We start from the raw sequence: 8,528 nt of genomic DNA, 5'->3' as shown, positions 1-8,528 counted from the left end.
TCGGCCTCGCCAGCGCGGGCGCGGTCCGCGTGGCCCAGCACCGGGCCCTGGCCACGCTGCGGCGCGGGCTGCTCGGGCAGAAGCGCGCCGCATCTTGAGGAACGCGCGTGCGATCATGCGCGGGTGTCCCCGCTCCTGATCGTGGTCGGCGGCCTGCCCGCGACCGGCAAGACCACCCTCGCCGCGGAATTGGCCTGCCGCACCGGTTTCGCGTTCCTGCGCGTCGACACGATCGAGCAGGCGATCGTCCGCGCGTCGCCACTGGCGCAACCGCTCGGGCCGGTCGGCTACGTGGTCGCCCAGGACGTCGCGGCCGACCTGCTCCGCACCGGCGTGAGCGTGATCGCCGAATGCGTGAACCCGCTCGCCGTCACCAGGGACGCCTGGCGGGCGGCCGGGCTCGGGGCCGGCGCGCGGGTCGTCGAAGCCGAGATCGTCTGCTCCGACCCCGCCGAACACCGGCGCCGCGCGGAAACCCGCGACGTCGGCATCCCCGGCCTGGTGCCGCCGACGTGGCCGGAGATCGTGAACCGCGAGTACGAGCCGTGGACGCGGGACCGCCTCGTCGTCGACACCGCGCGGCTGCCGGCCGGCGAGGCGGTCGCGGTCATCGAAGCGGCTGCGCGGTCGTTTCCTCGCTGACGTTCTCCAGCCGGCGGCCGGTGGTGCGCGGGCCGAGCACCGCGATGTCCGCCGCGACCACGACGAGCGCGCCGGCGACGACGAGGAAGAGCGTGGTCGGGCCGTGCGCGGTCAGCAGCGGGACCAGGACGAACGGCATCGCGCCGCTGGCCAGGCGGGACAGCGAATAGGTGCCGCTGGCGGCCGTCGAGCGCAGCGCCGTGGGGAAGATTTCGGCCTGGTAGATGTGGAAGGCGTTCGAGAAGAGGTTGCTGGTCGCGGTGTAGAGGAAGCCGAACACGAGGATCAGCGCCATCGAGCCCGCGTAGCCGAACGCGATGCCGAACACCGCCATCGCCAGCACCGAACCGACCACGAGGTACTTGCGCTCGACGCGTTCCACGATCGGCAGCGACAGCGCGGAGCCGACCGGGTAGCCGAGGTAGGTCAGCGCGGCGAACAGCAGCGATTGCGAGACGGCGTACCCCTTCGCGGCGAGGACGAGCGGGACCAGCGTGCCGAAGCCGTAGTAGCCGAGGGTCTGCAGGACGTGGAAGACGACCATCATCCAGGTCCGGCGCCGCAGGGTCGGCGCGAAGAGCTCGCGCACCGGCGCGGCGGCGCGCTTGCGGGTCTCGCCGCGGCGCGGGGCGGGCGTGTCGACGGTGGTGCCGCGGGCTTCGGCTTCCATGCCGGCCACGAGGTGCGCGGCCTCTTCTGTACGGCCGACGGACTCCAGCCAGCGCGGTGATTCGGGCAGGCCGCGACGCAGCAGGAAGACCGCGCCGGCGCCGAGCGCGCCGATCACGAACAGCCAGCGCCAGCCGGCGATGCCGAAGACTTCGTGGTCGGTCAGGCCGCGGGCGAGGAAGCCGACGACCGGGAAGCCGCAGAAGGCGAGCGTGTAGGCCCAGGCGATGAAGCGGCCGCGCTTGCGGGCGGGCAGCAGGTCGGTCAGGTAGGTGTCGGCCAGCGGCGGCTCCGCGCCGAGGCCGATGCCCGCGAAGAACCGCGTCGCGAGCAGCATCAGCGCGCTGCCGCTGAACGCGCCGAGCAGCGAGAAGACCGAGTAGAGCCCGAGGTTCACCAGGAACGCGCCGCGCCGGCCGAACCGGTCGGCGAGCCGGCCGAGGAGCAGTGCGCCGAAGAACATGCCGACGAAGGTCGAGGCGAGCAGCGGCGGCAGGTCGGCCTTGGTCAGCTTGAACTCTTCGACGAGCACCGAGCTGAGCACCCCGGTCAGGAAGACCTCGTAGAAGTCGAAGAACAGCCCCAGCCCGACGGCGACGGTGGCCCGCCGGTGGGTGCGCGTGATGGGCAGCCGGTCGAGCCGGCCCGCGATCGTGCCGGTGTCCGGCGCGGCGTCGGGGAGGTGGGCCATCCGTCGTCTCCTTTGACTTCGCCACTATGTGGTTGGCGAACCCATAATGTGACGCGCGGCGGGCGGAGTCAAGGACTCACGGGATGGGGACAGGATGTGTCAGGCCGCGCCGGATCGCAGGCTGACATGCGGATTCGGACAGAACGGGAGATATCGGCGCCGGGTCCGGGTGCCATGAACGACCCTTTCACCGCGTCCGGCGCCAGGGCTCCGGCAAACTCGCGCCGGCGAGCGGGTGACCGGCCGCAGGCTGGCCGCGTGGCCTGCCCGGCGTCGCGCGGATGTCGTGAAGGGGTCATTCATGTCGTCCGATGTCATGAATGAGTCATTCATGACATCGCGGACGGGTGGATCGGCCGTGCTGCCCGACTTTGCCGGGGCCCTGGCGTCCGGCGAGGTGAACGACTCGTTCATGACATCGCGAGCCGCGAGCCCGCCCTCCGCGAAACCCGCTCAGAGGGCGGCGACCTGCTCCACGCCCGGCCGGTACCCCAGCCGTTCCGACGCGCGCCGGGCCGCGTCCACCACCACAGGAGCCAGCCGCGGGACGTCGGCCGCCGTCATGCGCTGGGTCGGGGCGCCGATGCCGATGGCCGCGCTCACCTCGCCGTTCAAGCCGAACACCGGGGCGCTCAGCGACGCCGCGCCCAGGTCGCGTTCCTCGAAGCTCACCGCGTACCCCGCCGAGCGGATCTGGTCGAGCTGCTCGGTCAGCAGGTCGATGTCCACCACCGTCCGCGGGGTGAACCGCGCCAGGCCGTGGCCGATCGCGTCCTTGATCGCGAGCTTGTCCCAGGCCAGGAAGACCTTGCCCGCCGAACCCGCGTGCAGCGGCATCACCATGCCGACGACGAACAGCCGGACCACCGGGTGCCGGGACTCCGCCAGGGAAATCACCGTGCGGTACGCGCCGTCGCGGACGTACAGGCAGGCCGTTTCGCCCGTTTCGTCGCGCAGCTGCTGCAGCACCGGCCGGGTCAGGCGGACCAGGTCGAGGCCGAACGTGCCCGGCGCCGCCCAGCGGACCAGGCCGAGGCCGACGCGGTAGGTGTCGTCGTAGCGGTCGAGGAAGCCCTCGCGCACGAGGTTGTGCACCAGCCGCTGGCACGTGCTCGCCGGCAGCCCGGTCGAGCGGGTGATCTGCTGCAGCGTCAGCTCCGGGTCGTCGATCGTGAACGACTCGAGGATCTGCTTGAACTTGCGCAGCACCAGCACCGGCGTCGTCCCGCCGCCGCTGCGCTCTTCCTCTGCCATCGCCCCGCCCCGTGCCCGTGGTGTGCCGCACAGTCTAGCGACGCTCGGCCCAGTTGACTCCGCGACACACGCCCGTATTCTGAGTCAGCAACTCACATCGTGGTTTGGAGTCGGGCATGAGTGAACAATCCGGGCCCCTGGCGGGCCTGCGGGTGGTCGAGCTGGGCAACTTCATCGCCGCACCCACCGCCGGGCGCCTGCTGGCCGACTTCGGGGCCGACGTCGTCAAGGTCGAGCGCCCCGGCACCGGCGACGAGCTCCGGCGCTGGCGGCTGCACGGCGGCGACACCTCGCTGCTCTTCCGCACCCTCGGCCGCAACAAGCGGTCGGTGACCGTGGACCTGCGCCGCCCCGAAGGCCGGGACATCGTCCGCGCACTGGCCGCCCGCAGCGACGTCCTGCTCGAGAACTTCCGGCCCGGCACCCTCGAGCGCTGGGGCCTGGGCCCGGACGAGCTGCGCGCCCGCAACCCGCGGCTGGTCGTCGTCCGCGTCTCCGGCTACGGCCAGACCGGCCCGTACCGCGACCGGCCCGGCTTCGGCGGCGTCGCCGAGGCGATCGGCGGCCTGCGCGCGCTCACCGGCTACCCCGGCCAAGCCCCCACGCGCGTCGGGGTCAGCCTCGCCGACTCCGTCGCGGGGCTCTACGCGGTGATCGGCGCGCTCATGGGCCTGCTCCGCCGCGAACGCGAGCCCGGCACCCGCCCCGGCGAGGTCGTCGACGTCGCCCTCTACGAAGCCGTCTACTCCCTGATGGAGTCCCTGCTCCCGGACTTCGACGCGCACGGCGTCGTGCGCGGCCCGGCGGGCTCCGCGCTCCCCGGCGTGGCGCCGTCCAACACCTACCGCTGCGCCGGCGGCAAGTACATCGTGATCAGTGGCAACGGCGACGCGATCTTCCGCCGGCTCATGCACGCCATCGGCCGCGCGGACCTCGCGGCCGACCCGCGGCTGGCGGACAACGCCGGGCGCGTCCGCCACGCCGCGCTCCTCGACGACGCGATCGGCGCGTGGGCGGCCACGCTCACCCAGGAAGCCGCCGAAGCCGCGCTGCTCGCCGCGTCCGTGCCGTGCGGGCCGATCCTCACCGCCGCGGACATCGCGAAGGACCCGCACTTCGAGGCCCGCGGCATGCACGAGCGGCACCGCGTGCGCCTCGGCGAAGACCGCGAAGCCGAGGTCACCTTCCCCGGCATCGTGCCCAGCCTCGCCGAACGGCCTGGGCGCACCCGCGCGCTCGGGCCGGACCTCGGCGCGCACACCGAAGCCGTGCTCGCCGAGCTCGGCATCACCGGCGACGCCGTCGCCGGGCTTCGCGAGAACGGAGTGATCTGACGTGACCGAAGTCCTCATCACCGAGGTCGTGCTGCGCGACGGGCTGCAGGACGAGCCCCTCACCGTGCCGTCGCACGAAAAGATCCGGCTCGCCCGCGGCCTGGTCGACGCCGGCGTGCGCGCGCTGGAGATCGGCTCGTTCGTCTCCGCGAGCCGGGTACCGCAGATGGCGGACACCGGCGACGTGCTCCGGGCGCTGCTGCCGGACACCCCCGCGTGCCTGCACACCCTGGTGTTCACCGAACGCGGGGCGCGGCAGGCGATCGACGCCGGCGCGAAGTCGGTGCGGCTGGTCGTCTCCGCGAGCGACGGGCACAGCACCGCGAACGCCGGAGTCCCGACGGCCGCGGCGCTCGACCGCCTCGCCGGCTGCGCCGAGGTGCTCACCGAAGCGGGGGTCGCGATCGAAGCGTCGGTCGCGACCGCGTTCGTCTGCCCCTTCGACGGCGACACCGCTCCGGACCGGACCACCGACGTGGCGGCGCGGCTCGGCCGGCTCGGGGCGCGCGTCGTCCACCTCGCGGACACCATCGGCGCCGCCCGGCCCGGTCAGCTGCGCTCGGTCGTGTCAGCGGTCCGCGACGAACTGCCGGACGTCCCGCTCGGCCTGCACCTGCACAACACCTACGGGCGCGCGGCGGCGAACGCCTGGGAAGGGCTCTCGCTCGGGATCCGGCGGTTCGACGCCGCGCTGGGCGGGATCGGCGGCTGCCCGTTCGCGCCGGGCGCGTCCGGCAACGTCGCCACGGACGATCTCGTCGACTTCTTCCACGGCGAAGGAATCGCGACCGGAATCGACGTCGCGAAACTCGCCGAGGTGCGCGATCAGGTCGCTCTCGCGGTCGGCCACCGGCTCGGTTCGGCATTGGCCGCCATTCCCGCGGTGCCCGCCACGCTGCGCTGATCCCGGCGTCGCGCAACGCTTTCCCGCCGAGCGCAGGCCTCGGGTCTCACCTGGGGATACGGCCGCCGGTTCAGATCGGTTCAAACTTTTTTCCGTGCTTGCCCGGTGTCAAAGGCCCGTGTAACTTCCATAACGGAACGATAACCAGCCGGTTGACGGCGCGGCCACGGGCAGGTGAGCGCGCACCCACTGATGTCGGGTCAGTGGACCAGCCGGAAAACCGTTCCTTGCCGACGTATTTCCTGACGGGGACGAGCCTGGGCTCGTACCCGTTCAGTGTCGTGCGTTCCCGCCAGCCCGACACCCCGGAGGATTTCCCATGTCCCGCACCCAAGGACGGCACCGCCTGTCCCGCCGGACCAAGATCGCGACCGGCGGCCTCGCCCTCGCGATCGCGGTCGGCGGCATCGTCGTCGCGACGACCACCGGCAACACCGGTGAAGCCAGCGCCGACGAGGCCGATCCCGCCTTCTACATCGACATCCTGAAGGTGCAGCCGAACCAGTTCGACCCGCGCCCGGTCTACGGCGCCGCGACGGGCACGTTCACCGTCGACTGCGGCCGCAACGAAAACCAGCACTTCAACCCGGACAACTTCATCGCCCAGCCCGGCGTCCGCAACGGCGCCCAGCACCTGCACGACTACGTCGGCAACCTCTCCACCAACGCCGACTCCACCAACAAGAGCCTCGTGAAGGCCGGCACCACCTGCCGCAACGGCGACAAGTCCGCCTACTTCTGGCCCGTCGTCCGGATCGACACCGGCGAAGAAGAAAAGAACGAACCCGCCAAGGCGCCCGACGGCGACCGCGCGCAGGCCGCCCAGGAGGCGAAGACCGTCCAGGTGGCCTGCCCGGACGTCGCGAGCAAGCTGCCGGACATCCCCGACCAGGCGATGGCCGAAGTGAACAGCAACCTCGAGCAGCTCGACACCCAGACCGACGAGGCGAACCAGCGCGTCGCGGCGGCACAGGGGCAGGGCGGCCAGAACCTCGTCCAGAACAGCATCGTCGGCCCGCTCAACGACCGGCGGAAGGCCATCATCGACCGGATCCTCATCGCGATCGGCCGGTTCGCGCCGAAACCGGGCGGCCTCGGCAACCTGCCGTGCTCGACCAAGCCCGGCAAGGACACCGGAGCGCCGACGCCGCCGCCGAGCAGCACCGCGGGCGGTGCGCTGCCCGGGCAGGACGGCAACAACGAGCTCCCCGGCAACGACGGCAAGATCCTGCGGCCGCAGAAGGTCCAGCTCACCTTCCGGGGCAGCCCGGTGGGCAAGGTCGTGGCGATGCCGAAGTTCCTGCGCGTGCTCTACGGCGACGCGAAGGTCTCGACCAACGGCCCGGCCAACGCGCGCGCCAGCTGGACGTGCACCGGGTTCGAGAACCGCGTCACCGAGAAGTACCCGATCTGCCCGCAGAACAGCAAGGTCAAGCGGGTGCACACGTTCCCGAGCTGCTGGGACGGGCAGAACACCGACAGCGCCAACCACCGCACGCACATCGTCTACCCGGACCAGAACGGCCGGTGCGCCAAGGGGTTCAAGGCTGTTCCGCAGCTGCAGGTCTCGCTGACCTACGACATCCCGCACGACGTCCAGGTCAAGAAGCAGTACAAAGTGGACGCTTTCCCCCAGGAGAAGCACAACCCGTTCTCCGACCACGACGACTTCGCGAACGTGATGTCGCAGCGGATCATGAACGGGCTGGTCAACTGCGTGAACCGCGGGCGGACCTGCCGGGCGTGAGCTGACGAAGGTCCCCACCGGTGCCGGTGGGGACCTTCGTCGTGCGCCCGGTACGCGCCGGCCGGGTACTTCGGCCGGGGTCGGGGTCCGCGATCGGCCGCGTGGTCTGTCCGGCGTTGCGAGGATGTCGTGAATGGGTCATTCATGTCGTCTGGTGAGGTGAATGACTCTTTCATGTCGTCGCGAATGGGCGGATCGGCCGTGCTGCCCGACTTTGCCGGAGCCCTGTCGTCTGGTGAGGTGAACGACTCGTTCATGACCTTGCGGGCCGCCGGGTGCCGGGCGTGACCTGACGGACGACGAAGGCCCCCACCCGTGCCGGTGGGGGCCTTCGTCGTGCACGCGCCGGCCGTGACGAACGCACACCCGCGCCCGTGCGGATCGCAGTCCAGAAGACGTCAGAACGCACGACCGCGCCCGAAACTGGTTCCCGTCACCCCGCCCCGGTGAACCCCACCGGGGGACAGACCCGCAGGAGGAACCATGATCTCGAGCTTCGAGCGCCCCTCGGCCGTCGTCGTCCACAACCGCGCGGTCGTGCACAACCGGGCCGTCGTCCACAACCGCGCCGTGGTCCACAACCGCGCCGTCGTGCACAACCGCGCGTCCGCCAAGTAGTCCCGGCCCAGCCGTAGACGTGCCGCGGCCCGCGCTCCCGGGCCGCGGCACGGCCCCGCCGACGAGGGGGAACGCCATGTCTTCCGACGACACCCGCTGGCAGCTGACCGGGGTCGAGCTCCACGACCTCGAGCCGGAGCTGTGCCTGCTCATCACGCCGAACGGCGGCCAGTACTCGATCACCGCGCCGGTGGCCGGGTTCCGCGCCTGGCTCGCCCGCTGTGACGGCACGCGGACCCGGGCCGAGCTGCTCGCCGGGATGAGCCCGGACCACGCGGAAGTGCTCGACGTCCTCGAAGCGGACGGCTGCCTGCACCCGGCGATCGGCGACGACGGCGCCCGGCGCCTCGCCGCGACCACGGTGCTGGTCACCGGCGCGCCCGAGCTGACCGGGCCGCTGGTGGAAGCCCTCGGCGCCAGCGGGTACGGCGCGGTTCACCCGCTCGCCGGTACCGACATCCCCGTGGCGGCGGCGGACACCGTCCTCGTCGCGGCCTACACCCATCCCGCCCACCGGCAGCTCACCGCGCTGGACGCGTTGTGCGCCGAACACGGCGTGCGGTTCTTCCCCTTCCGAGTCGAACGCGGCCAGGGCATCGCCGGGCCCGCGGTCGAGCCCGGCTTCGGCCCCGACTTCGCCGACGCGCTCGCCCGGCGCCGCTCGGCGGC

7 protein-coding genes and 1 pseudogene are annotated in these 8,528 nt (G+C 71.9%); 6 read left to right on the top strand and 2 right to left on the bottom strand.

Annotated elements, in window-relative coordinates; translation table 11 throughout:
* The first annotated feature begins 123 nt into the window (after positions 1-123).
* The gene (locus tag G3I65_RS40110; protein ID WP_160700700.1) at positions 124-642 is read left to right on the top strand and encodes an AAA family ATPase; all 519 of its coding nucleotides are present in this window, start codon (positions 124-126) and stop codon (positions 640-642) included.
* Here the strand turns inward: G3I65_RS40110 and G3I65_RS40105 are convergent.
* Together G3I65_RS40105 and G3I65_RS40100 are read right to left on the bottom strand one after the other, a co-directional pair.
* Positions 608-2,002, bottom strand: coding sequence for an MFS transporter (locus G3I65_RS40105; protein ID WP_160700699.1), 1,395 nt, complete (start codon positions 2,000-2,002; stop codon positions 608-610). The genes G3I65_RS40110 and G3I65_RS40105 overlap by 35 nt on opposite strands.
* 453 nt (positions 2,003-2,455) lie before the next feature.
* Positions 2,456-3,256, bottom strand: coding sequence for an IclR family transcriptional regulator (locus G3I65_RS40100; protein ID WP_160700698.1), 801 nt, complete (start codon positions 3,254-3,256; stop codon positions 2,456-2,458).
* Between the two features lie 116 nt (positions 3,257-3,372).
* Here G3I65_RS40100 and G3I65_RS40095 point away from each other — a divergent pair, with 116 nt between their 5' ends.
* From G3I65_RS40095 to G3I65_RS40080, 5 genes and pseudogenes are all read left to right on the top strand, one after another.
* Positions 3,373-4,590 (top strand): CaiB/BaiF CoA-transferase family protein, encoded by a 1,218-nt coding sequence (locus tag G3I65_RS40095; protein ID WP_160700697.1) that lies wholly within the window; start codon positions 3,373-3,375, stop codon positions 4,588-4,590.
* Between the two features lies 1 nt (position 4,591).
* Positions 4,592-5,494, top strand: a complete 903-nt coding sequence (locus G3I65_RS40090) for a hydroxymethylglutaryl-CoA lyase (RefSeq protein WP_160700696.1) — start codon at positions 4,592-4,594, stop codon at positions 5,492-5,494.
* Positions 5,495-5,813: 319 nt separating this feature from the next.
* Positions 5,814-7,241, top strand: coding sequence for a DUF1996 domain-containing protein (locus G3I65_RS40085; protein WP_160700695.1), 1,428 nt, complete (start codon positions 5,814-5,816; stop codon positions 7,239-7,241).
* Positions 7,242-7,724: 483 nt separating this feature from the next.
* Positions 7,725-7,859, top strand: a complete 135-nt coding sequence (locus G3I65_RS58455) for a hypothetical protein (RefSeq protein ID WP_255482016.1) — start codon at positions 7,725-7,727, stop codon at positions 7,857-7,859.
* 76 nt (positions 7,860-7,935) lie between these two features.
* Positions 7,936-8,528: pseudogene (locus G3I65_RS40080) on the top strand (hypothetical protein); the annotation flags it as partial.

This window comes from Amycolatopsis sp. SID8362 (assembly GCF_010550475.1).
Taxonomy (GTDB): domain Bacteria; phylum Actinomycetota; class Actinomycetes; order Mycobacteriales; family Pseudonocardiaceae; genus Amycolatopsis; species Amycolatopsis eburnea.
This window is presented reverse-complemented; position numbering and strand designations above follow the sequence as displayed.